The sequence below is a fragment of the Acidaminococcus intestini DSM 21505 genome, assembly GCF_000425045.1.
Taxonomy (GTDB): Bacteria; Bacillota; Negativicutes; order Acidaminococcales; family Acidaminococcaceae; genus Acidaminococcus; species Acidaminococcus intestini.
The window spans coordinates 1-22,459 of the sequence record NZ_AULA01000010.1; the positions used below are offsets into that span (position 1 = coordinate 1).

The following is a 22,459-nucleotide window of genomic DNA, read 5'->3' on the forward strand; positions in this document are numbered from 1 at the left end:
GCTTGCAAGCAGAGGCCATCTTTCCTCCCTCCTCCATGCGGAGGAGGGAGCACATTCGGTATTAGCATCCCTTTCGGAATGTTGTCCCCAACTGGAGGGCAGGTTGCCCACGCGTTACTCACCCGTTCGCCACTAAGAACTTACCGAAATAAGTTCTCCGTTCGACTTGCATGTGTTAAGCACGCCGCCAGCGTTCGTCCTGAGCCAGGATCAAACTCTCCAAAATAAAATTATTTTGAAGAACCTCTTGGCTCTTGAAAATACTAGCTCTTGTTTTTTTACTTCGTTTTCTCGAAGTGACTCGGTCGCGTCACTAAAGTGACTTGACCCGCACATCTGTCAATCAATATTCAGTTCTCAAGGTTCGTTCCTCGCTGTCATCCTCATCGGTGACAGCTTGTTCAGTTTATCACTTTTCGAACATCTTGTCAACACTTTTTTTCGTTGCTCCTAGAAGTTCTTTTTGTGAGCCTCACCCCTTCGGGAGAGTGCTTGATTATAATAGCACAGATGGGGCTTTTAGGCAAAACTCATATTATCCGTTTTATTTGGAATAATTAGGTTTATTTCGTAAAAATTTCTTCTATACTCTTGATTTTTCATTAATTTCCATCTTTTTACTCTTTATTCTTTGTATTTTACATTATTGTTTTTTTATGTTCGCTTTGTCCCGAACTAATTTTTTTATTCTTTTATTTCCATCCGGTTACATCGAATTTTTTTCCTTCCTGGCTCCCTGTTTCTTTGGAATTTACTTTTTGAGGATAAGGGAATCGCGTATTATCCTTTCTTTCCTTTCTTTCCCAGCTGTACATAGCAGCCTTTAGATGGGAGCAGAGTTGGCGCTTAGGCATCGATGGACAGGAGGCACAGTCTATTTTCCTGATGGCTTCCAATGATCTTCTCACAGCCCTTACTGTGACTAAGGGTCCCCACTTTCTTTGATCAAGTCTTTCTCGCTGAGGCTTACAGCCTCATAGGAATACTCGATTTTTACCATGAAAAAAACTCCCATCCAAATGCTAGGTTCAGATAGGAGCTTTCTTCTATTCTTTCTCGATTCTATTTCATCATGAGGGCCAAGTCATCTTCTACATTCGAGATGGTGCCAATGCCAAAGTTTTCAACAAGAACATTAGCAACATTCTTGCTGAGGAAGGCAGGCAGTGTGGGTCCCAGGTGAATATTCTTGACGCCTAGGCTCAGGAGGGCAAGCAGAACGATAACAGCCTTTTGTTCATACCAGGCAATGTTGTAGACAATAGGAAGCTTGTTTACGTCATCGAGGCCAAAGACTTCCTTCAGCTTCAGGGCAATGAGAGCCAAGGAGTAGGAGTCGTTGCATTGACCGGCATCAAGGACGCGGGGAATGCCGCCAATATCGCCGAGTTTCAGTTTATTGTAGCGATATTTTGCGCAGCCAGCCGTGAGGATAACCGTATCTTTCGGCAGTGCCTTGGCAAATTGGGTGTAATAATCGCGGGTTGTATGACGGCCATCACAACCTGCCATGACAATAAATTTCTTGATGGCGCCGTTCTTAACAGCGTCTACGACCTTATCAGCCAGAGCAAGGACCTGATTATGAGCAAATCCGCCGACGATCTTGCCGCTTTCAATCTCTGTCGGGGCACTGCAGGATTTAGCCTGCTCGATGATGGCACTGAAATCTTTCGATCCATCGGCAGCCCCTTCGATATGACGGCAGCCCGGATACTGGGCAGCCCCGGTCGTCCACAGACGCCCCTTGTAGCTGTCTTTCGGAGGTACGATGCAGTTTGTTGTCATCAGGATCGGACCATTGAAGCTTTCGAATTCATCGCGCTGCTTCCACCAAGCATTGCCATAGTTGCCGGCAAAATGCGGATACTTCTTGAAGAAGGGATAGTAATGGCCCGGCAGCATCTCACCATGGGTATAAACATCGACGCCCGTTCCAGCCGTCTGGTCCAGAAGCATTTCCAGGTCCTTCAGATCATGACCGGAAATAAGGATCCCCGGATTGCTGCGGGTACCAAGGTCCACTTCCGTGATTTCTGGCTGCCCGTAAGTATCCGTGTTAGCCGTATCAAGAAGAGCCATGCCCTGAACACCGTATTTACCCGTTTCAAGGGTCAGGGCGACAAGACCATCAACACTAATGTCTTTTTTCTGGATATCGGAAAGGGCACGCTGAATAAAAGCATCAACGTCTTCATCTTCATGATTCAGGACATTTGCATGATGAAGATAAGCAGCAAGACCTTTGAGGCCATAGGTGATGGTTTCCTTAAGAGAACGGATATCTTCATTGGATTCGGAAAGGACGCCGACTTCGGCAGCCTTTGCTGCATAGTCCGTTTCCGGTGCAGACCAGAGGGCCGCTTCAGAAAGCCCGGATACATCCTGCAGCTGTGCACGCAGTTCTGCCGTTTTCTTAAGGGTTTCCGTCACACGGGTGCGGATGGAGACCTCATCAAAGTTGGCATTCGTAATGGTCGTGAAAAGGTTCAGCGTGACCATATGGTTGACATCAATAGCCACGTCCTTTCCCTCTTTACGAAGAGCTGTCGTGACACTGCTCAACCCTTTGGTTGCATAGACCAAAAGATCCTGAAGCGCTGCAACTTCGGGGCGTTTCCCGCAGACACCGCTGACGGTGCAGCCTTTGCACCCTGCTGTTTCCTGGCACTGATAACAAAACATATTCAAATCCTCTCTTTCTGGGCCACAGCCCACTTATTTGAATGGAATGGTTCATCAATTGATGCTTTTATTGTAAGCGGAGAAGCTTCAGGAATCCGTTGTTTCAACAACATAAAGAAAAAACATCCCCACTTTTTTGCAGGGATGTCATGAACGATTTTAGATGAGCGGCAAGCCTTCGAAAGAACGGGCAAAATCGCTCAGGGCATACTGAATTTCCTTTTCCGGTGCAGTGGCAAGGGCTGCATCCTTAGTTTCCGCCTTGCGCAGGAATTTTTTCTTAAATTTTCCATCTTCCTTGCGATAAAGGTAAAAATCAGCAGCGGACAGGGTCCTCACATAGGTTTCAGGGCCATCTTCCCAAAAGGGGAACAGGGCCTCAACATAGTAAGATTCCATCGTATGGACAACCATGACAGCCACGACATCCGCTTCCGTTGCAGCAGTGACCCGTTCGAGATCACCTGCCGTGAGCTCATCGCCGCCTTGGATTAAGGAAAGGAGTCCAGCCCGCCCCTTTTGCAGGATGGTTGGGTCATCTAGGAAGGTATAGGAAACGCGCGGATACGCCTGCCGCACTTGCCGCTGCCATAGGTTCCTTAGGGACGGCGTCACTTTTCCCGTCCCGTCAAAGCAATAAAAAGCAATGACTTTGCGGGACAGAGCGTCTTTCGATGCTGAAGGTGCGGCAAAAGCAAGATTTCCGGCAAGCAAGGCCACAAGGAAAAAAAGAAGTGCCATAAGCGTTTTCTTAGCGTGCCTCATGATCCATCACCTCCTGAAAAGTTCCCCGCTTAAGCGTAAGTCCCAAATGATGGGCAAGGATCTGTCCTCCATCACTGTAGGTTTTCATCGGTGCCAAAGGCCCCGGTTTTACCCCCTTTCCAAAAAAGAGCATCGGAACATGTTCCCGTGTGTGGTCCGAACCTTTGAAAGTGGGATCACAGCCATGATCAGCTGTCACAAGAACGAGGTCGCCAGGGGTTAGGCGGGCTTCAAGTTCAGGGAGACGGCTGTCAATCAGCATCAGTCCTTTCCCGTACCCTTCTGCGTCACGACGGTGCCCATACGAAGAATCAAAATCAACAAAATTCGTGAAAATGAGGCTGCGGTCCCCAGCGTCTTCAAGGGCCTCCAAGGTCGCATCAAAAAGAGCGGATAGACCAGTGGCCTTGTATTGTTTTGTAATTCCACGATGAGCAAAGATATCTGCAATCTTGCCAATGGCATAGGTTCCACCGGCCTCTTCATAGGCCCGGTCCACCAAGGTCTTTTCCGGTGCAGCCACGGCATAGTCATGACGATTGCCGGTCCGGGTAAAGTTCTCCGGTGCCGTTCCCACAAAAGGACGGGCAATGACACGGGCAATATGATAGGGTCTTACCAAGTCAAATGCCTTTTCACAAAGGGTATAGAGCCGTTCGAGGCCAAAGGTCTCTTCATGAGCGGCAATCTGGAGAACACTATCAGCGGAGGTATAGATGATAGGTTTGCCCGTCCTCATATGTTCGCATCCCAGTTCCTTGATGATTTCCGTTCCTGACGCATGTTTTTCCCCCAATACACCGGGCAGGTTGCCTCCAGTAATAAGTCCATCAACGATATCTTTAGGAAAACAATGGGGAACATCGGGGAAATAACCCCAATCAAAATCAACAGGCACACCGGTCAGTTCCCAGTGTCCGCTCAGCGTATCCTTACCGCGGCTGATTTCCTTGGCATATGTATAAGCTCCTTTGATTGGTCCTGTTCCTATGGAATATGGCAAGGGATGACCTGTACTGAGGGTATGGGCATTAACAAGGCCAATACTTGTCAAATGAGGCAGATGAAAAGGAATGGAAGGACAATGCTTTCCGTACCATTCCACAATGTGGCCCAACGTATCAGCCCCGCTGTCGCCAAACGCGGCAGCGTCAGAAGCTGCCCCGATACCAAAGGAATCCATCATCAAGATGATGCAGCGTTTCATGATTCTCACTCCCTTTGCAGCAGTTCCTCAAGTCCTCGCTTAACAATTTTCTGGAAACGCACTTCTGCCCGATGGTAGATTTCAGGCGGAGCGATTTCCTCGCTTTCCGTTCTTTTGGCAACAACGCCGCAGATGCTCGCCGCCTTAAGGCCCAAGGCCTGACTGGTCACAAAAACAGCGGCCGTTTCCATTTCATAGTTGGTCACGCCCAGCTGCTGCCACTCTTTCATGCTCCCTTGGAAGCGCCGCAGGACGTAGCCGGTAAAACTATCATAGCGCTCCTGACCTGGCCAGAAGGTATCACTCGAAACGCAGATGCCCACTTCATAAGGAATATGTTCCATTTCAGCCGCATAGACCAAAAGCTGTGTCAAATCAAGATCAGCGACAGCAGGAAACTCAATAGGGGCATAATGGGTGCTTGTGCCTTCAAGACGGACAGCTCCCTTGATAATGACAACATCGCCCAGATCAAGAGAGTCCTTGATGGATCCTGTCGTTCCTACGCGAATGACCCGCTTAATGCCAAGACGGACCAGTTCCTCAAGACAAATTGCCGTTGAAGGACCACCCATGCCTGTTGAAATAACAAGAATGGGCTGACTGGCCACTTGAGCCAAATAACTTGTATACTCCCGATGGCTCACGAGCTCCACAGCAGGTCCCATAGCCTCTGCCAATGATTGTACACGTCCAGGGTCACCTGGCAGAAGTGCAATTTTTGCGCCCATGAGCATGTTTTGGGAAAGGTGGGTATGATAGAGGATTTCCTCCGGTCTAGCATAGTAAGCCATAACAGTGCCTCCCTATATTTTCATCCGCCATTGCGGTCATGTTATTCTGTTCATATTATACCACAGCAAAGCGATCTTTTCGTGAATCAAGAGACAGGATTGTCTTGTTTTTTCTTGCCCATATGGAACGAACCGGTACACTTTTTCCTTATTTTTTCTCAAACCGTCCATTACATTTCAATCGCTTTCAACCTATAATGATTCCAATCATGTAATGAGGATGTGACCTTTTATGACCAAAGAACAAGTCCATAAGCTTACCTTGGCGGGTCTTTTTGCCGCCATGGCCTTTGCCTGTTTTTCCTACCTGCGCATTGAGATTCCCATGGGCATGGGTCTTACTGGAAAGATTTACGTGGGCCACGCCTTCATCATGGTTTCTGCCCTCCTCTTAGGCGCCAAATATGGGGCCCTTTCAGGAGCCGTGGGGCTCTTTCTTGCCGATGTCCTTGCGGGCTACACTACATCAGCACCGCCCACGTTCCTTGCAAAGTTTCTTCTGGGATGGGCGGTAGCCGAAGCAGGAAAACATCTATTTTCTGCTAAGCTAAATGCTTCTGCCACCTTGGGACGCGGCGTGCTCTTTGCCTGCCTGGTCGGATCCCTTGTGAACGTCGTGACAGAACCGGTCATCCGTTTTTCCTTCAAATACTTTATCCTTGGCGTTCCTTATGCCGTGAGCTATGCCTCTGCCATCAACTGCGCTGTCAGCATGGCTGTCAGCAACGTTGTTTCCAGTCTTCTTGCCGTAGTGCTCTGTAAGGCCACGGTGCCCATGATGGGATTCAAGAAAGCCTAAGAACAAGTGCATCAAAAAAGACCGATGAAGCAAAGGGACTTATCCCCTTCATCGGTCTTTTTTATTTTTCTTAGGCCTCAGCCTTTTTCATGGCCTCGGCCACAGCAGCTTCACAGCTTCTCATGGCAAGGATGGATTCCTCAAAAAGTTTATTGAGGTCCCAGCCCAGCATGTCAGCGCCTTCCTTAATAACGTCACGGCTGCAGCCCGCAGCAAAATGCTTGTCCTTGAACTTTTTCTTGAGGGATTTCACCTCCATGTCCTGGACACTCTTGGAAGGACGCATGAGAGCCGCAGCCCCAATAAGTCCAGAAAGTTCGTCCACGGCATAAAGGACCTTTTCCATCTCAAGTTCCGGCGCCACATCGCTGCAGCGAGGATAACCATGGCTGACGACAGCGTGGATGAGTTTTTCATCCCAGCCTTTTTTCCTGAGAATCTTGTCTTCTACGCGGCAATGTTCTTCCGGATATTTTTCATAGTCCAGATCATGGAGCAATCCTACAAGCCCCCAAAACTCCTCTTCATCCCCATAGCCCAAGGATTTTGCAAAATACCGCATGCAGCCTTCGACGGTCAGGGCATGCTGCCGATGAAAAGGTTCCTTATTGTATTCCTTGATGAGGTCCCATGCCTCTTGTCTTGTATTTGCCATCGTCTCTGCTCCTTCCTGGAAGTGTGGCTTCCTCACAATTCTACTTACCAGTATAGCACAGAAAGACCGTTTTACAGCCAAAAATGCCATACTGGATTATTGTTTCCTTTGTCCTATGTTCATCATTTTGCGTTCAATCAGAATCCAATCCTACAGCTCCTCAATCGTTCAATTCCTCGTTCCTTAACTTTTCATAGTCAACATTAATGGTGCAGCTAAAAGAATTTTACTTATTTTGATGGCTTTCACTTTTAACTAGATGGAAATCGAATGAACAACCAAGATACGAAAATAGGCCATACGGAAAAAACACCGTGCTTTCAAAATACCCCTTAGCCAATAGTCCCACGACAGGACCGGAATTGCAAGAGGCTTAACAGGTGAACGGCATTAAGTAAGCGACCTGATTTACATCACCATGCCTTAAAAGGCTATAAAAATTGCTCCCTTGCCTTTCATATCCACCGCCAAACAATCCGTTTTCAATTCGAATATGTAAGCCCTTTTGTTTCGTTTCCTTGCCTTGGCAAGGCGAATTGACTCCATGAAGTGAATTCAGAGAGAAAAGACCAGACATAGAAAAGCCCGCATCCACAAAGGATGCAGGCTTCTTTTTTCGTTATTTGGCGTTGTCGTGATATATAGCAATTTTCCACCACAAATCCCAAACACTAGGATGCATCGCACTGGCCAAAATTGCAACATCGATATTAAGCCCATCAACTATCATATTTCCCATCATTTTTTTGCCGTATTTTTGCCGTCTAAAGGCCCGTATAGCCTTTCCATGCCCGCACGGGTGACAAGCCAGATTCTTTTCGATTGAGCAGCCTCAAGTCCAATTTGAAAGCGTGGAGGACGGCCTTGTCGACTGATACAGGCTTGCCTTAAGGAGTCGGTAGACTTATTCCAAAGCTCAGCAGCTTCTTCCAAAGTCATCACATCATTCAACATTATTTTCCTCCCTTGAATAAAAAGAAAAGTCCAAGCGCAAGTAAAACCATGCCCAATTGGACTTGGTCATTCAACATCGCTAGGCAGCCCAGTCCAAGAAATACACAATTCCAAATTGATTTTTTCATGGTGTTTTGATAGACTTATGATAGTGAGGGGAGGATTATCCTCCCCCTTTATCACTGGCCAATGAAGTTCTTCAGGATTTGGTAGATCCCTGTCAAAATCAACCCAATTCCTGTTGTAACTTCTGCGGCCATTTTTAATAAGTCCACCGTTTCACCTCCTCTCTATGGTTTTATCATACCGTATATACGGTATTTTGTCAAGTAAAAATCAACAAAAATCACCCCGTAAAGCCAGATATTTCCTAGCTCTACGGGGTTTCTTCATTTTGCGGCAGCTTCAGCACCCATCAGTTCTTTCAGCTCCCGTTCCGACAGTTTCCATTTATAGGTATTGGCTTCCTGCGCCTGTCTGGCGGCTTCCTGCGCCTGTCTGGCGGCTTTCTGGGGAACGATGTACCCGCCACCGAATATCATTTTATGCTTAGCTCTCTGGCTGTCCAGAGCCCGGGTATACACACCCACGTCTGTCTGGTAGTCGATGCCCATTTGGCTGAATAGCGCCACCCGGCTGGCCGTTAAGACGTTGTCTGGATATCTGTATTTTGGCTGCTGTGGCCCCTTGACCTTTTTGCTGTTCAACCGATTCACGGCATCCAAATCCCTCCACAGGTCAGGTGCAGACCGGATTAGCGGGCCCCGGCTTGTGACGAAGGACGTCGGCACCAGAGCACCGTTGGCATATGTGATATTACTGCCTACACATACATAATGGCTGATATGGTTGCTGAAGCAGGTCAGCTGTGGAGCGAACAGGAAATAGTCGATCCCCCGTTCGTTGTACCATTTAAGAATTTTCGTCAAAATAGAAAATGGTGGATTGTCTATCACTACGCAACCATCGGGATATTCGTATTTCTGATAGTCGCCGCCGGGCCAGAACGGTCGAACGATAGGTCTCCCCCCCCATTCGTATTCCTTGATCGCCCATGCCTTCACCGTTTCATAGACGTTTTCCGGCGTATAGCAATCGTCAGTAGTTAGTTTGGGTTTGAATTTGTCGACAAATTCTTCATAGGTTTCGCCCTTTCCCATGTTTCCCTCCATCAAAAATGTACTTTAATCCCGCCCATGACAGTAGACTTACTTCCTGCCACCCAGCCGCCGACATTTCCCTTTACGGGGAACCCTACCATGCCAGCGGGCTGTCCGTGCTTATCCACACCGATGCCCAGCTCCCATTTGCGTGTCTCATCGACGACGGGTACCTTGATATCGACCGTCGCCTTGGACTGCTGGTCCAGGGTAATCTTGTTTTTGTCCAAAACGTATTTTTCCGTGTCTGACTTTTTAAATGTCTGTTCGTGCCCATTGACTTTGACCGTCAAACTCTGCTTGGGGATGGTCACATCCACATCAGCGTCCTGAGGGGACTCCTTTTCGACGTAGCGAACAATCGTTTTTGTTTCTGTCTCAGTTTTTGCCGTCACACTTTCGTTTTGCGTGGTTTTTGGCACAGGACACTTGTGATTAATCGCACGCCAGCTAAATCCGCTCAGAAAGCCAATCGTAAAGCATACGGCGGTATAAGCAAAAAAGCGTAATTTTAAGCGTGTCTGGAGGCTGATCATGGCCGCATCCTCGCTTTAAATTGCTGTCTGTACCAATTTGCCTTGCCTCTCAGGACATTTCCGCCGGTCCTGGGGTCGTCGTAGTCAGTAGTCCACGCCGGGCTGTCGGGTGTGCCAAGGTACTGCAAGTCCCATCGCTCACAATCGGCGTTTGGCCCATACTCATCGCCTTCCGGAAGCAGGCCATCAATGTTATCCGCCGCTTCTGCGTGGGTCATGATCCGATCCCGGTCAATGGTCAGCCACAGGGTCTTGGCCAGGACGGCCACCACCTGGGCCATAGTTTCAATCTGGGCCACCGTGGGCGGGTAGTCCCCCAAGTCGTCCGTAGTAGCCCCGTAGGCACAGCACAAGGCAACGCCGATAGCAGCGGTGTTTCGTTGCCAAGTATGGGCCAGGGTTTCGCCGAGGTCGTCCGTACTTGCCCAAAGGCTGCCATCTTGATCGATATTGATATGGTAGTCGTTAAACTTCTGGTCATACCGCCCCGCCGTCCAGTGCAGGTATACCTTGACGTCACGGTCCATGTTCCGGGCATCCTTCCAGAGCTGAGCACGTGCAGCCTCAGCCATCGTCTGGATGTCTTCCAGCGTTACTTTTTTCATCAGATTTTTCCTCCTTTTCGTCCAGATCCGGGATCCCATCGCCGTTGGAGTCGGTCACCCGGGGCACGATGTTAAGCAGCCCGGAGACAACGGCTGGCCCCAGGACCTGATTCCCAATACGTAAAGCGGCGTCGATCATCTTAAAAAGCCATTCCTCGTGGAGACCTGTTACTAGGGCGAATACCCACAGAAAAATGGCCAGCGTAAAAGGCGCCAGCCCAATGAAAACGATAAAACGAAAAAGCCATACGGATTGAATCGTAAAGCGCAGCTGTTTCAGGCTCTTCAATTTACGAGAGATTTGTTCAAGCATTTTTTCTGTTGTTCCTCCAGGTCGTCAATCCTGTGAGTGTTACTTTTCCCCCTGGCTTCAATTGCTTCCAGCCGGATTTCAATCTGTTCCCGCCTGGCACGCTCCTTGCTGAGTGTTTCATCCAACTTGTCCAGGCTTTGTACCACCCGGTCCAGCAGGACCTTGAGTGGGCTAATGATCACGTGGATTACCCACACGAGGGCTCCGCCCAGGAGAGTCAGTACAGCTACAATGTCACCTAGTGATACATCCATAAGCCGCCTCCTTTTCGGTATAATGCTCCCTATATGAGATATAAGGAGATGTTTTCATGAGATTACCAAATGGTTATGGTTCCGTTTATAAGCTGTCAGGGCATCGGAGGCGACCGTACGTCGTCAAAAAGACCATCGATGGACGGCAGCGTGCCCTGGGATATTTTGAGTCGTATCAAGCTGCGTTTGAATTTCTCGTTGAGATTAATCACTGCACACCCACCCATCAAGTCACGTTTTCCGCCGTCTATGCCGCATGGAGTCAAAGGCATTTTCCGGATGTATCCCTGTCCAGCCGTCAGGCCTACTCCATCAGCTACAGGCATCTGAGTCCGCTCCATGCCATGCCTTTCGGCTCCATCTCCTATTCGGATTTACAGTCAGCCATTGACGCTGTCCCTGCTGGGTATTGCACCCGTAAAAAATGCCGTGTGCTGCTGAGCCAGATGTATAAGTACGCCATCAAGAATGGTATCGTTGACCACGATCTGAGTCCCTTCGTGGAGCTCCCGAAGCACACCGTCGTCTACAAGAAGAAGCCGTTCACAGCCAGGCAGATTGGCAAGCTATGGCGGTCACTGGATGTTCCAGGCGTTGCCGATGCTCTTATCCTCATTTATACAGGTATGAGGGTCGGAGAGTTTATCGCTCTGCGTCCAGGTGACATCAACGTCAGGCAGAGATACATCGACATTAAGCAGTCAAAGACAGCTGCCGGTGTGCGTAAAATCCCCATCCATCACCGCATCCTGTACATGCTCACAGAGAGAAAAGAGGCCGGATCCATCTGCCCCTGCTCAACCTACGACAGCTTCCGACGGCTCTGGGATAAAGCCATGGACGCAGTCAGGATGAAGCACACGCCACACGAATGCCGTCATACGCTGGCCACCTTGCTTGACCGGGCAGAGGTCAGCGAAACTACTATCCGGATGATTCTGGGACACGCCAGGCCTGGAATCACCAAAGGTGTCTACACACATAAGACGCTGGCTGACCTGCGGAAGGCCATAGACCGTGTTTAATGCGTGTGTAACCCGGGCTAGTAATATAGGTAGGAAACCGCTCAGGAAGTATCTGTGTATGTGTGCTTAATACGGTTTTAAGTGGCTCGTGTCAATGCCATAAAGTGGCATAAAATGGCATAAAATGGATTACCCAGGTATCCACCGATGAAATTGCATCCCATGGGCACCTTGTAAGAACCTGGAACAAGGTAACGGAAAATAACGGGGCCCCGAATCTATACAGGAACGGGAAATGGGAGCGCTATACGGGTGGGGCTTTTAGGGTATCTGGCTCTTGGGATGGAACAGCCGGGGCTGGAACATCAACCCCTCAAAATGGCTGTGGTGACCCTGCTGGCACCACCGACGGAACTGGCGGCAATGCGGCTCATAACAACATCCCGCCATCAGTCTGCGCCTACTGTTGGAAACGCACGGCCTAAGCGGTCCTGCGCCAGCCATAACAGGCGATGGATGGGGGTAGGGTGTTGTGGGGCTGATTGTTGCCGAACTCGAGGTGCAAAACATCGGTATTATCCGTGGCTTGCTTGCTGCTTACGGCAACGCTTCCTACCCATTTCCCGCCACTATATCGCAAAGCTGAAAAGACACCAGAATCCGATAGACTATCGTTTTTGTTGCCCATGATATTTGACGCCCCATCAAGTAGGCGAAACTGGACGTCGCCTTTAATTTTTGGTAACTCATCGGTGGCTATGCGGTACGCCTCCACACATAGGCCGCCACGCAGGGAGACAGGTTGTTGTGAGGGACATCTTTACCGAAATCCATGACAAACCCGTCACCTTGCCCGCTTTGTGGATTTGACCCGAAGCTGACATTTTCAATGGATGCAGGAGCCGAAAATACGCCGTGGGTGGTCAGCTTTTGATTTGGATCTTGTCTAGCAAAATCGAGGACATCTCCTCTGATATGGGGCAGTTCATCGGTGGCACTCATGCAGTTCTACGCCAGCCGTATGCGCCCACAGAAGGTTGCAGGTTATTATGAGCTGCATCTCCACCTGTGTGCTCAATAAATTCGCTCTGGAAATAATAGCCATGATTACCGTCAGCATAATATCCAGATACTTTCCTGTCGGTGAAAGTACCGTTTATGCTGTTGTTTGATTGACCAGCATTGTACAAGATAGATTGCGGCTCGGTCTGTGGAAACCCACCCTTGGCCAATGCTATCCTGTGACCATGAGATGGCATCTCATCGGTGGTGAGCTTGTGCATTCGCTCGCCGTATTTCGTGCCCGCCACGTAGTTAAACGAGCCGAAATCATCTGTGCCGGAACCCTGTGCGATGAGCGTGTAGCCTGCTGGCAGGGCTTCCCACGTACCGCCGAACAGGTCAGCGGGGCTGGTGCTTTTGTCGCTGAAGTAGTACGAGCCGACGGGGTGGGCGTCGAGCTTTGCTTTCGTCTGGGCGGCTGAAACTGCCGTGCTGATGGCTTGCTCGTAGGCCGCTTTTTGTTTAGCCAGGGCATCGGCCAGGAGCTTCTGGACCCACGCCGTGGTAGGCACTTTCTGAGAGTTATCGTCCTTTTCCGGTGACGAGACGTACATAGCTCCCCAATTTAACCCTTCAATACCAAGGGATCCTTCGCCATCGCCGTTGGGCACGATTGCTCTTGTCGTCATTTAGACTCACCATCCTTCTTTTCATCGGCTTGCTGTTCCGGCTTATAAGCAATGCAGGCCGGGTTTACGCATTTATCGTCCACCAGCTTGTGAGCGCAATATTCGCAACGCTTCGGGATCTTAAACATTCTCCATCGCCTCCTTGTATTGGGCTTGCAGGTCTTTAAAATCTGCCCGGATACTTTCCTGAGCGTCCGTGTCGCCGGTCAGGAGAGCCACGGCCATGCTGTCGGTCAGGTCCTTGACTGCACTGTCATAGTCGGCCTTGAGGCTGGCTTTCTGTGCCTCCTGTCGCTCTTGCTCCGTGAGCTCCGCCGGTGGCACGTAGGTACGTTTGGCCTGGGCATCCAGCAGGTCCTGGATGCGTTCACAGTAACCGCTGTAGGTGCCGTTGCCGTTGGGATAAGGTAAAAAATCTCCATCCACCACGCAGCACTCCTGTGTATCGTCATAGATAACGGATTCCGGGACGGATACAGCCCCGGCGTCGAGTAAAAAATTATCGACGGTATCGCTGTATGTGCGGTCGCCGTCGATGATCAAAACATTATTTTTTAAAATCTGAAAAACATGCATTTTTATCTCCTTTCACTGAGAGAGAAATGGCGAAAATTACGCCTAAAATAGCGTCCTCAACGATGACCGTATCTAGGGTTTCGCAAATTCACGGCGTTGTAACGAATTATAGTTCAACTAATCAATATAAGGACGTACCGAAAGATGGATGGTCAGGAACTGTTATCAGCGGTGAAGAGACGGGCGGCGGCGCCAAGGACCACGGAATAGAGGTCCGCAACGTCCTTGAAACCTTGTCCCCGTCTATTGCAATAGCTTCTATCGGGGGGGACGAACGGCATGAAAACCGTCCCCCGTTCCAAGGTGTTTGTTATTGGGTCCGAACCCAATAGGCTACGCCGCTATACGGCATGCGGTTTTCATGAGCGGCCCCGCCGCCAAAACTGGAAATTTCAACACTGTGAGAATGGTTTCCTGCGGCTTTTGTATTTTGCCATGTGGCCCAAGAACTGGCTCCGTTATAAGATTGATTATTCCCCGTTTGGTTAGAAACATTAAGGTACTGATGAGTGTGGTTTCCAGTTGTACTACATGATGCCTTAGGCGTGATTCTAGGCAGTTCACTCTCAGTGAGTTTGTGTTCAGCTTCGCCGCCCGTATCCCCCACGGAATAGCTGAACTTTTTCCCATTTTCCCAGTATTCGCCGGCCCCGATAGGCACACGGCCCTGCAACGTGCGTTTCCAAGTTGTGCCAGGCCACAGCTGGTTTGGGTTTTGGTCGCCAGTGGTAGCGATGACAAATCCAACCGGATAGATGATGTCGATGATGTCCTTGACGGACCGCTGCTTGACCTGCTTCCAGGTGCCGTCTGCGCCCAGATAATAGTTGTCCTGCATGCCTTTTTTAGGCTGAGGAACAAACCCTCGGTCGCCGTCGGACGTGCTTGTGCAGCCGATCACATCGGAGTGGGCGTTTTTGTCGGTCAGATGGGCATTAAAGTCGGAGCGGCTAACGTTGTCTTCTTCGTTGATGTAGACAGCAATGCTGGTGGCATTGCTGACCGTAAAATAGGCCCCCATCTGCAAATCGGCCATGAGCGTATCTTTGGACGGCAGCCAGTCTTCTTTCCCCTCATCCGCATAAAAATAGCCGAAGAGCAAGTTCTCTCCGGCGTAGCCGTTCCAGCCAGCATCCTGGTAGTAGTTAGATTCGACGTGTGCAATCACGCCGACTTCCGACAATTTAAAGCCCGCTGTCACAGTGCGGTTGCTGTATTTGCCCAGAATCCTGTATCTGGCTTCGTTCACATCGGCATTGGTGACCACTCCGATATCGGAAATAGACGCCTCGATGCGCTTGCTGACCACAGCGGTCAGGGACGCCACCTTGCTGGCATCTGCCGGTCTGCTATCCCCGATATCCATGCGGTCGAACACAATAGGCTTCTGCATGGCACTGGCCAGGGCTATCAGCTTCATGCCGTCATTGGTGACGGTAATATTGTGGAATTCTGCCATTGTCTCACTCCTTTTCTAACTAATCGTTTTGACGCTGCCATCTCCGCTGACGTAGAAAATCCCGTCTGTGGCTCCGATGGGAGCGGATGAACAGGGACTGATGGTCGTAGGCGTGGAATCCAGCACGGGGTTTGTCTTGACTCCATCCGGCGTGGTCTGGATTTGTCCATCCCCGTTGACGTAGTCGATGGCCTTGTCCAGTCGTAGCACGCTCTGACCGGTCAGCTTGTCACCTTTCAGCCTGCCCATCTCCATGATGGTCCGGGCGGGACGGAGCACACCCCCGATGTACTGGCTGCCGTTGACGTAGGTCTGATAGATATATCGCCAGCCGATGTGAGCTGGCATAAACGTCCGGATGGCCTTGTCCATTTCCTCGAAAGAGAGAACACCACCATTAGGCAGGTAAATGTCAACGCTGTACTGGTCTGGATGTTCCACCACACGGCTGGATTTATCGCTGGTGAAGCTGTTGATGGTACGCTCCAGGAATTCTTTGGTCACCGTCTGCGTGCCGTTCATTTTGGCAATGATCGTCGCCCGTCTCACTGTGTAGGACAGCTTTTCATCCGTCGGGATCCCCAAAAAGGCTTCCCAGTCAGACAGGCCCCAGGTGGCCTCATTTACGTAGCACTGTTTCCAGGCATCGATGATATCCAGCCAGATGCGCTTGTGTTCCTCGCTCTGTGTGTCCAGCCAGGATTTAAAGGTTTTATCGTTGATGAGAAACAGAGGCAGGTACTTGCTGACGTCCGGGTCGCTGTCTCGCAGCAGTCTAAAGTTAGGCATTCAGGACCACCTCCACGATGGATGGGATTTGGTCAGTGTCCACACCGATGTTGGCTGTGGCTCCATTGATGGTGAGGTTGTCGTAATCTTCCACCTGGGTCGTGTCGGCGTTCTCAATGATCAGCTGTCCGACTTTGGCATAGCTGACCTTTTTCTCCGTATACTGCTTGCTCAGGAAATATTTATTGAGGACCTTCTTAATGGCATCGGCATCTCCCCCGCCTTTGGTGGGCGTAAGGGCAATGGTCAAGCCCAGTACGGAGGGAGCGATAACGGACACGTCAGCCCCGATGGGGTGCATACTTTCCACTTTTTCTGTCACCCTGGACAAAAGGTCCGGGCTGGCCGGTTGGCCGTTAGAGTCAGTCACCAGCAGCTTCACAGTCCCATTGCCGTTCCAAAGAGGGACAACCGTGATGTGCCCCACGCCTTCCACGCTGGTTCCCCACTCGATGTAGTCGTTTATGTTGCCAGAGGTAGCCGGTTGGCGCACCTTAAACAGCAGCCGTTCCCGGAGCTCATCGTCCGTTTCTTCGTCAAATCCATCGTATGTGGCTTTGGCATTGGTTACCCGGGTGATGCCGGGGATGCTCATGGGGATGATCGTAATGGCCCCGGCGGCCACGTTGCCTTTGGCACCATACTCCACAGCTTTCACGGGGATGTCTGCCATGGTGGTGACCTTGACGGTCTCCGTGGCCGTAAATTCCGTGCCGTCCTGGGTCTGGAACAGTGCACCCTGGGAGACAGTACCCGTGCCGGTCACAGTGACAGTTCCGATGGCCTGGACAGCTGCCCGTCTAAAGACGCCATGTTCTTCAGCGATGTTTTCCAGATAGTCTCCCCAGCTGGTCTGGGCAAATCCTGCCTGGTTCACCAGGGAGAGCTCTGCATAAGTTTTCTCAAATTCCACGCTGGTAGCATTAATGACGTCCCTGCCGAAGCTGCCTTCGATGGTGCTGTTTGGGTTCATGGCGGAAAGGTCCGCCGCCATGCGTTTCTGGATTTCGTCCTTGCTTTGTGTTTCAAACAATCCTATTCACCTCCTACTGTGATGGACGTACTGCCGTAGACGCTTGTCAGATTGACAGTCAGCGTCAGGTTTTCTCCATCCCTGACGGTTGTCTCGATGGCGTCCACGCTCTTGATGTATGGATTCACCAGGAGCCCATCTTTGATGTATCTCTTGATTTCCGTGGCGCTGATTTCGGAGTTGGACCTTGTGCCGATGAAACGTTCCAGTTCTGTACCATAGTTACCTTCGGCGTTGTAGTCGCCGTGGAGATAGGCCATGTAGCGATAGCGCTCCGTCTTCAGGGCTTTGTAGATCCAGACCTTCAAAGCCTCGTTCCCTGTGACCGTTTTCAAGCGGCCATCATTGTCGTGAACGAAGGTATCATGGGTAAAGTCCCATGCCAGTTCCTGGAGCTCCGGCAGGTTCGCCGTGTAGCTTTTGGCGGTCTGGGTGATAGGCCCGGCGATGAAAGGGTTCATTAAAATGCACCTCGATTCGGACGGACGATTTTGTCCAGGATAATGTATGTCTGGCTGGTGCCATCTTCGGATTCACACGGCATGATGGCAACCTTGTCACCAGGCTTCAGTGTATCCGTTGTAATCCAGGATTCCGAGTAGTAGTGATTGACTGTGTGGGCATGGCTTGCATATTGAGCGTCACCAGATCCTCCTGCTGCGTTTTCTGTGATTGTTTTTATATTCCCTTCTGCCGATCTCTTATATTGGGTCAGAAGATATTCACTTATATAACATTCGGCAGCTTCCAGAATGATGCTCTTGTATCTCACCTTGATGTTGGGCGGTGGCTCCAGGATGGTCCCGATCTGGATAACCGGGCTCTGGTTATTTCTCCCCACGCCGTTCATGATTCCAAGGAGCTCACTGTATGGGTTTTTCTTCATTGTGGCCTCCCTACATTCTCGACGTCTTGATGATTTTGCTCGGGGTCAAGTCGCCCATTTCGTTATAATCCGATCCATGGATGACCATATCCTGGCTGCTGCTGTTTCCAATGTAGCCGCCCTGGCCATCGTAAATGACCACATGGTCATTGTCTCCATAAACGATAACGTCGCCTTTTTCCAGCTGTGATGCGTCAAAATCGATTACTTGATCACCAGCATCGGCGCACAGCGTATCCACGTTGACAACCCCCGCTTGCTGCTCCTGTGCCAGGAACGGGCTGTAATAGCTGCCGACTTTCGTTGCTGCTTCCACACATCCTTCCGTTCCGTTATCCATGGTGGTTCCCAGCCAGGCATCAGCCCCCGTGTCTAATCCATCCGCATTTACAGTCGTACCACCAGTGCTTCCTTCTGTGGTGATCTCTAGACTTGCTTTCGGATCCAGATAACGCAGCGTCAGCTTCATCATGTGTCGGTTGTTCTCGATGGTATGAGAATCAGATACGATCAAGAAGGTCCCTTTCAGCTGCTCTTCCCGGATTTCAACCGCATATCCAGCAATGCACTGGATGTTGCCCAGGGCTTCGACCTCGCTATGCTCGCTTACGCTTTTCAGTAGGGCTTTGGCACTGGCCTGTGTATCCTGTTTGTTGTCGACTTTATACACGCCCTGAATCGTGCCATAGGCTTTGACGTCATTGGAGTTGGTCACAGCCCCGATTACATGGCCGTCCTTGTCAGTGATTTCCACCCGGTTGACCATATCCTCGATGCTGGCGCTGTGGCTGGCTGTGGTCAGATTGGTCATATCGGTGATTGCATACCCCTGGATGATCGTGTCAGCTCTGACGACGTTCAGCCGGTCCTGGGCATCTAGATAGATGTGATAGCTTTTCCCGGATTTCTTTCGTCCCTGTTCCAGGGCTTTCTTAATGATTTCCGTGCCGGTCATTCCGTCGGCCACAAAGTCGACGGTGTATGTCAAATCATCAGCCACACGGCCCAGGGTCAAACCGGCCTTGCTGGCTACCGTGGAGAGAACGTCCTTCACAGGCGCTTTCGAGAATTTCAACGTGTATTTGGATTTTGCCAGATAAATCAGCTTATCGTAGGCAACAAATTCCATCTCGTAGGAGCTGCTTTCCCGGCTCTGCATAAAGATTTTCCCGTGGAAAAGGTCAAACTGGCCGCCAGCCGTTGGGGCGATGCAGTAGTGCATAACCTCGTCCCCTAGATTGACTGTGGGGTTCGTCCATGCCTGGTCCTTTGTGGTATAGGCAATTTTAAAATTCAGTTTCCGGCCCGCCTGTTCCAGGTCCCCGGACCACTCATAGGAAATGATCCAGGGCGTGAGATCCACACCTGTGGTTACATCGAGAAGGCTAAATGATTCTGTCATTCACCATCACCCCCGATGCGGCCACCTTGATCAGGTCGCCCGGCTTCACGCCGCCTTTCTTACAGGCCCTCATGGCGGCTTCGATACAGCCCATGGGAGACGTCGTGCCAGATCTTACAGCACTGCCGATAGCTCTGCCGATATTCCCTGCCATATCCGTTCCGCTAGTTGCAGTCGTGCCGATGATGCCACCCGTGCCCACCATGGTATCAGGGCGGGATTTAAGCCCGGTCAGTTCGTTAATTTTATCGTTGGAAATCCCAGCGATGTACCGATACTCCCGAAAAGAGATGCTGAAATAGATATCGTAGGTCCCATCCTTGTATCCGTATTTCAGTGATTCGATGAGAAACGGAAGGTCGATGGGGCTGTCCGGCACAGTCAGCTGTACTACCTGGGCAGTTGACCGCCAGTTTTCCAGCTTATAAACATAGTCTTCCGGGCTTTCCGGGATAACATCCACGAAGCTGTAGTTCTGAGCCGGGAAAATCCCATCCAGGCTGATCTCATGGAGTCCCGTCTTGCCTGGCATGTTGTAGTCGCCATCAGCATTGATGGTCACAGTGCCGTTGTTCTGGGAGACGCTCGTTTCCACCGTTTCCGGCATGATCGGGAGCGTCATGGAGTCTCCATTGGCGCTCAGAATCACAGAGTTGACGTTCCCGGAAATGAGTCCGGCTATAAGCCCGCTCCAAAATTCATTCGCCATTAGATCGCCCCCTCCATGCGGTTGATGCTGAACTGCTTCAACTTAAATACAAGTTTTTCCATGATTCGGTCGACGTCTGCATCTTCCCGGACCACAATCTGATCAGCCAGCTTCGGGATGGTGATGCTCATGCCGCCTTTCCCGCTACCTTCTTTTCGGCCTCTCGCATATTCCTGCTTCAGGCTCTCAGAATGAGGAATAATTCGAGTGCCGGTGGGCAGGTCCATAATTTCGGGCCCTTGCTCGTGAATAAAAGTAGTTCCACCAGGAAGGCCCATAGTTCCGGTAGCGTGTCCTCCTAGGCTGAAGCTCGGCAGATGAATGCTGGACACGGCGCTCTTGATGCTCTCCACTTTGTCCAGGATCCAATCCAGCGCCCTGTGGGCTATCGTGGAGATCCCGTCAAAAGCCCCTTCGAAGATGGCTTTCATGGTGTTCCACCCATTGGTCCACATGGGGATCAGCGTCCCCGTGATCCAGTCAATCAGGGCGCTCAGTTTGCTCATAACGTTGGACACAACGCTGGTGACGACGGCATAGACCTGCGGGAAATTCTCCTTGACGTAGCTGACGATTTCATCCCAGTGGTTGTAGACAACAACAAGCAGCATCACCAGGGCTGTCAGGGCGAAGAAAACCGGGTTTGCGGCGACGGCAGCAGCGATACCACTCATGGCCGTTTTTACGATTCCAGCCATGCGCAGGAAGCCTCCGCCTACGAGACGAAGGGCGCCGGGAATGACCCGAAAGCCTTTCCCGATAATGGAAGCAGCACTCCTGATGTTACGGAAAGTCCGGGGTAATCTGTTGATAAAGATGCTGAAACGCCCCACAGCGCTGATGGATTTCCCTACGCCCAGAGTGATGGCTCCGAATGCTGCCACTACCTGGATGGCATGGACTGCAAAGGCTTTCTGCCCATCACTGAGCCCGTTCCACCAGCTTGTGAAGGATTTGACAGCCTGAGCGGTTGCCATGACCACAGGAGCGACGACTCCACGGAGATCCATGAGGGCGTTCTTCATCTGGTTCATGGCGATTTTGTTTTTCTCCGCCGGGGTCAGCATCTTGTTAAATGCCAGCTCCGTGGCTCCCATGGAGTCACCCATCGCTCTCTGTGCGTCTTTCAGCTGCCCCAGATCTTTGGTTAGGACCTTGAAAGCATTGGCCGCTTCGACTCTGCCGAACAGGTGCTGGATGGCTGTCTGATCATCGCCGACCTTTTCCTTGACTTCAGTTAGGAACTGGATCCATCCGACTTGTCCTAGGTGTTCCGGTGTGAAGTCAATCCCCATGGCTGCGGCTGTTTTAACCGTTTGCTGACTCTGTTTGGACACAGCGCTCAAAATACCCTGGAAGCCGGTGAAAGCCTCGGACGTCTGTACGCCGTTTTTAGTCAAGATCGCCATGCTGGCGAACAAATCGTCTGTGCTGACTTTGGCCAGGCTGGCTGCCGTGGCCACGGAACCAATGCCCTGAGCCAGGTCGCCGAAGGTGGTTTTGCCCAGGTTCTGCGTCATTAGCATCTGATCCGTGATTTTCCCGGCGTTTTCAGCACTCAGGCCGTAGGAGTTGAGCACTGTCGTCAGTCCGTCAATAGCCGTCGTCGTGTCGGTGAAGCCAGCCTTTGCGGCAATGGCTGCTGTCCGAACGAAGTCGGTCACGTGGGCCGTGTCAACGGAAGCGGAAATTGCCTGATATTCAGCTTCAGCCAGTTCGGTCACGCTCATGCCGGTTTCATCGGAGATCTGGCGAATCCCATTGGACAGTTGCTGAAGGCTGACTACGTTTGTATCCACCAGCGTGCTGACTTTAGCCATGCCACGTTCGAAGTCGCTGTGGAGCTTCAACCCGGCAGCGGCGGCAGCCATAATGGGCGCCATGGCCGTTGAAACCGTCGCTCCGACAGAAGACATTGTTCCGCCGATGCTCTTCAAATTCCTGCCGAATCGGTTTGTCATCTTTTCCGACTCCGTCAGGCTATTGCTGACTTTCTTCAGCACAGGACTGAACTGATCATGGAGCCGGATGATGGCGTCAATGACTCGTGCCATGATCGTCCCCTCCCTTCTTCAAAGATTCGATTTCTGCGTTCCGTTCTGCGATTTCGTATGCTGCGAACGAAAAAAGGACCTGTTTCTCCCGGATTGGCATGCGCTCAACCCGGGCCGGGTCCATATTGTGAAACCGGAAGAGGAAGTACATGCGCTCAACTTCCCCGT

At 50.9% G+C, this 22,459-nt stretch carries 25 protein-coding genes and 1 rRNA gene; 2 read left to right on the top strand and 24 right to left on the bottom strand.

The genetic code is table 11. The annotated features are described in order from the left end of the window. From H503_RS0104360 to udp, 5 genes are all read right to left on the bottom strand, one after another. Nucleotides 1-226, bottom strand: a 16S ribosomal RNA gene (locus H503_RS0104360); the annotation flags it as partial. Between the two features lie 836 nt (nt 227-1,062). Next, nucleotides 1,063-2,685, bottom strand: coding sequence for a hydroxylamine reductase (hcp, locus tag H503_RS0104375; protein ID WP_014128118.1), 1,623 nt, complete (start codon nt 2,683-2,685; stop codon nt 1,063-1,065). 159 nt (nt 2,686-2,844) lie between these two features. Next, nucleotides 2,845-3,450: a hypothetical protein gene (locus H503_RS0104380; RefSeq protein ID WP_009015868.1), complete on the bottom strand. Its 606-nt coding sequence runs from the start codon at nt 3,448-3,450 to the stop codon at nt 2,845-2,847. Continuing rightward, a complete protein-coding gene (locus H503_RS0104385) occupies nt 3,437-4,657 on the bottom strand; it encodes a phosphopentomutase (protein WP_009015869.1) in 1,221 nt (406 codons plus the stop codon). Before H503_RS0104385 ends, H503_RS0104380 begins: the two co-directional genes overlap by 14 nt. 5 nt (nt 4,658-4,662) lie before the next feature. Continuing rightward, nucleotides 4,663-5,451 carry a uridine phosphorylase gene (gene udp, locus H503_RS0104390; RefSeq protein ID WP_009015870.1) on the bottom strand — a complete coding sequence of 263 codons (789 nt, stop codon included), beginning with the start codon at nt 5,449-5,451 and terminating at the stop codon, nt 4,663-4,665. Nucleotides 5,452-5,683: 232 nt separating this feature from the next. Here udp and H503_RS0104395 point away from each other — a divergent pair, with 232 nt between their 5' ends. Continuing rightward, nucleotides 5,684-6,250: an ECF transporter S component gene (locus tag H503_RS0104395; RefSeq protein ID WP_009015871.1), complete on the top strand. Its 567-nt coding sequence runs from the start codon at nt 5,684-5,686 to the stop codon at nt 6,248-6,250. Nucleotides 6,251-6,320: 70 nt separating this feature from the next. On the opposite strand, the gene H503_RS0104400 is transcribed toward H503_RS0104395, so the two are convergent. From H503_RS0104400 to H503_RS0104435, 7 genes are all read right to left on the bottom strand, one after another. Then, entirely contained in the window at nt 6,321-6,905 is a 585-nt protein-coding gene (locus tag H503_RS0104400) for a hydrolase (RefSeq protein WP_009015872.1), read from the bottom strand. 738 nt (nt 6,906-7,643) lie between these two features. Continuing rightward, on the bottom strand, nt 7,644-7,859 hold the full coding sequence (locus H503_RS0104405; RefSeq protein WP_051201275.1) for a helix-turn-helix domain-containing protein: 216 nt from the start codon (nt 7,857-7,859) through the stop codon (nt 7,644-7,646). A 389-nt stretch (nt 7,860-8,248) separates the two neighbouring features. Continuing rightward, nucleotides 8,249-9,019, bottom strand: a complete 771-nt coding sequence (locus H503_RS0104415; RefSeq protein ID WP_051201276.1) for a hypothetical protein — start codon at nt 9,017-9,019, stop codon at nt 8,249-8,251. Between the two features lie 11 nt (nt 9,020-9,030). Beyond that, a complete protein-coding gene (locus tag H503_RS0104420; protein ID WP_026385456.1) occupies nt 9,031-9,414 on the bottom strand; it encodes a hypothetical protein in 384 nt (127 codons plus the stop codon). A 137-nt stretch (nt 9,415-9,551) separates the two neighbouring features. Further along, the gene (locus H503_RS0104425; protein ID WP_248604835.1) at nt 9,552-10,127 is read right to left on the bottom strand and encodes a peptidoglycan recognition protein family protein; all 576 of its coding nucleotides are present in this window, start codon (nt 10,125-10,127) and stop codon (nt 9,552-9,554) included. Further along, a complete protein-coding gene (locus tag H503_RS0104430) occupies nt 10,120-10,473 on the bottom strand; it encodes a hypothetical protein (RefSeq protein WP_026385458.1) in 354 nt (117 codons plus the stop codon). Before H503_RS0104430 ends, H503_RS0104425 begins: the two co-directional genes overlap by 8 nt. Beyond that, nucleotides 10,446-10,727: a hypothetical protein gene (locus H503_RS0104435; protein ID WP_026385459.1), complete on the bottom strand. Its 282-nt coding sequence runs from the start codon at nt 10,725-10,727 to the stop codon at nt 10,446-10,448. Before H503_RS0104435 ends, H503_RS0104430 begins: the two co-directional genes overlap by 28 nt. 56 nt (nt 10,728-10,783) lie before the next feature. Between H503_RS0104435 and H503_RS0104440 the strand changes: the two genes are divergently transcribed. Next, nucleotides 10,784-11,752, top strand: coding sequence for a tyrosine-type recombinase/integrase (locus H503_RS0104440; protein ID WP_026385460.1), 969 nt, complete (start codon nt 10,784-10,786; stop codon nt 11,750-11,752). 696 nt (nt 11,753-12,448) lie between these two features. Here H503_RS0104440 and H503_RS12430 read toward each other — a convergent pair. The 12 genes from H503_RS12430 to H503_RS0104500 form a co-directional block, all read right to left on the bottom strand. After that, entirely contained in the window at nt 12,449-12,694 is a 246-nt protein-coding gene (locus H503_RS12430) for a hypothetical protein (protein ID WP_155877834.1), read from the bottom strand. Then, on the bottom strand, nt 12,691-13,383 hold the full coding sequence (locus tag H503_RS0104450) for a phage baseplate protein (RefSeq protein ID WP_026385462.1): 693 nt from the start codon (nt 13,381-13,383) through the stop codon (nt 12,691-12,693). The genes H503_RS12430 and H503_RS0104450 overlap by 4 nt, the downstream gene beginning before the upstream one ends. Next, nucleotides 13,380-13,511, bottom strand: coding sequence for a hypothetical protein (locus H503_RS12820; protein ID WP_264296210.1), 132 nt, complete (start codon nt 13,509-13,511; stop codon nt 13,380-13,382). The genes H503_RS0104450 and H503_RS12820 overlap by 4 nt, the downstream gene beginning before the upstream one ends. Continuing rightward, the gene (locus tag H503_RS0104460; RefSeq protein WP_026385463.1) at nt 13,504-13,959 is read right to left on the bottom strand and encodes a hypothetical protein; all 456 of its coding nucleotides are present in this window, start codon (nt 13,957-13,959) and stop codon (nt 13,504-13,506) included. The genes H503_RS12820 and H503_RS0104460 overlap by 8 nt, the downstream gene beginning before the upstream one ends. Nucleotides 13,960-14,269: 310 nt before the next feature. Then, nucleotides 14,270-15,418 carry a phage baseplate protein gene (locus H503_RS0104465; RefSeq protein WP_026385464.1) on the bottom strand — a complete coding sequence of 383 codons (1,149 nt, stop codon included), beginning with the start codon at nt 15,416-15,418 and terminating at the stop codon, nt 14,270-14,272. 15 nt (nt 15,419-15,433) lie between these two features. Continuing rightward, a complete protein-coding gene (locus H503_RS12110; protein ID WP_026385465.1) occupies nt 15,434-16,207 on the bottom strand; it encodes a putative phage tail protein in 774 nt (257 codons plus the stop codon). Continuing rightward, nucleotides 16,200-17,240, bottom strand: coding sequence for a baseplate J/gp47 family protein (locus H503_RS0104475; protein WP_026385466.1), 1,041 nt, complete (start codon nt 17,238-17,240; stop codon nt 16,200-16,202). The genes H503_RS12110 and H503_RS0104475 overlap by 8 nt, the downstream gene beginning before the upstream one ends. 2 nt (nt 17,241-17,242) lie before the next feature. After that, the gene (locus tag H503_RS0104480) at nt 17,243-17,701 is read right to left on the bottom strand and encodes a DUF2634 domain-containing protein (protein ID WP_026385467.1); all 459 of its coding nucleotides are present in this window, start codon (nt 17,699-17,701) and stop codon (nt 17,243-17,245) included. Beyond that, nucleotides 17,701-18,126 (bottom strand): DUF2577 domain-containing protein, encoded by a 426-nt coding sequence (locus tag H503_RS0104485; protein WP_026385468.1) that lies wholly within the window; start codon nt 18,124-18,126, stop codon nt 17,701-17,703. Before H503_RS0104485 ends, H503_RS0104480 begins: the two co-directional genes overlap by 1 nt. A 10-nt stretch (nt 18,127-18,136) precedes the next feature. Further along, nucleotides 18,137-19,528: an XkdQ/YqbQ family protein gene (locus H503_RS11780; RefSeq protein ID WP_051201277.1), complete on the bottom strand. Its 1,392-nt coding sequence runs from the start codon at nt 19,526-19,528 to the stop codon at nt 18,137-18,139. Further along, the gene (locus tag H503_RS11785) at nt 19,512-20,237 is read right to left on the bottom strand and encodes a hypothetical protein (protein ID WP_051201278.1); all 726 of its coding nucleotides are present in this window, start codon (nt 20,235-20,237) and stop codon (nt 19,512-19,514) included. Before H503_RS11785 ends, H503_RS11780 begins: the two co-directional genes overlap by 17 nt. Then, nucleotides 20,237-22,291 carry a phage tail tape measure protein gene (locus tag H503_RS0104500; protein WP_026385469.1) on the bottom strand — a complete coding sequence of 685 codons (2,055 nt, stop codon included), beginning with the start codon at nt 22,289-22,291 and terminating at the stop codon, nt 20,237-20,239. The genes H503_RS11785 and H503_RS0104500 overlap by 1 nt, the downstream gene beginning before the upstream one ends. Between the last annotated feature and the right edge of the window lie 168 nt (nt 22,292-22,459).